Here is a 1,703-nt window from a genome sequence, read left to right as displayed (position 1 = left end):
ATTGAATATGGTACAAGGACCCATTCAAGTAAATAGTGAAATAGGCAAATTGAAAACTGTGTTGTTAAAAAGACCAGGAAAAGAATTAGAAAATTTAGTACCAGATCATTTAAGTGGTTTATTATTTGATGATATTCCCTACTTAAAAGTTGCACAAGAAGAGCATGACAAATTTGCTCAAACTTTGAGAGATGAAGGAATCGAAGTAGTTTATTTAGAAAAACTTGCAGCAGAATCTATTACTGAGCCAGAAGTACGCGAGAACTTCATAAACGACATATTAACAGAATCTAAAAAGACAATATTAGGTCATGAAACTGAAATTAAAGAATTCTTTTCAAAGTTATCTGACCAAGAACTTGTAAATAAAATCATGGCTGGCGTACGTAAAGAAGAAATTCAACTTGAAACAACTCATTTAGTAGAGTATATGGATGATAGATATCCATTTTACTTAGATCCAATGCCCAACCTTTATTTTACAAGAGATCCCCAAGCTTCAATTGGTAGAGGAATGACAATTAACAGAATGTATTGGAGAGCACGACGTAGAGAATCTATTTTTATGACATATATACTGAAACATCATCCAAGATTTAAAGATAAAGATGTACCAGTATGGTTAGATCGTAACTCACCATTTAATATTGAAGGTGGAGATGAATTAGTATTATCGGAAGATGTTTTAGCTATTGGTATATCAGAACGTACATCAGCTCAAGCAATAGAAAAGTTAGCACGTAATATTTTCAAAGATGCAAACACAAGTTTTAAAAAAATCGTAGCTATTGAAATACCTAATACACGTACATTTATGCATCTAGATACAGTACTAACTATGATTGACTACGATAAGTTTACAGTACATGCAGCAATATTTAAAGAAGAAAATAACATGAATATATTTACCATAGAACAAAATGATGGTAAGGACGATATAAAAATTACTCGTTCTAGCAAGTTACGTGAAACACTTGCTGAAGTTTTAGAAGTAGAAAAAGTCGACTTTATACCAACAGGTAATGGTGACGTGATTGATGGAGCACGCGAACAATGGAATGATGGTTCAAACACATTATGTATTCGTCCAGGGGTAGTCGTCACATATGATCGTAACTATGTATCAAATAATTTGTTAAGAAAACGCGGTATTAAAGTGATTGAAATTCCTGGAAGCGAACTTGTTCGCGGACGTGGTGGCCCAAGATGTATGAGTCAACCATTATTCAGAGAAGATTTATAGAATCGTATTCAAACACCTGTTATAGTGTAGTTGAAATCGCTTTCAATTTTAAAACTAATCATATTAAGTTTTGAAGGCGCTAATGATTTACACTGCGACTAATTAGATGAAAGGGGCGTATACTATGGAAAAAATCCGGAAACCATTTGACTTAAAAGGAAGATCACTACTTAAAGAATGTGATTTTACCAAAGAAGAATTTGAAGGTTTAATAGATTTTGCCATGACGTTAAAAACGTATAAACAACAAGGCACACCGCATCGTTATTTAGAAGGTAAAAACATTGCATTACTTTTTGAAAAAACGTCTACACGTACGCGTGCTGCATTCACAGTCGCATCTATTGATTTAGGTGCACATCCTGAATTTTTAGGAAAAAATGATATACAATTAGGAAAAAAAGAATCTGTTGAAGACACTGCGAAAGTATTAGGCAGAATGTTTGATGGTATAGAGTTT

Annotated in this window: 1 protein-coding gene and 1 pseudogene; both read left to right on the top strand. The window is 33.1% G+C overall.

The features are described 5' to 3' along the window. A partial coding sequence (arcA, locus tag ACFVU3_RS39990) for an arginine deiminase (RefSeq protein ID WP_390073700.1) occupies nucleotides 1-1,243 on the top strand: 1,243 nt, incomplete at its 5' end. 106 nt (nucleotides 1,244-1,349) lie between these two features. After that, nucleotides 1,350-1,703: pseudogene (locus ACFVU3_RS39985) on the top strand (hypothetical protein); the annotation flags it as partial.

Origin of the sequence: Streptomyces sp. NPDC058052 (assembly GCF_042885515.1) — a bacterium.
Taxonomy (GTDB): Bacteria; Actinomycetota; Actinomycetes; order Streptomycetales; family Streptomycetaceae; genus Streptomyces.
Note: the sequence above shows the minus strand (reverse complement) of the source record. Positions and strands in the feature narration are given on the sequence as shown.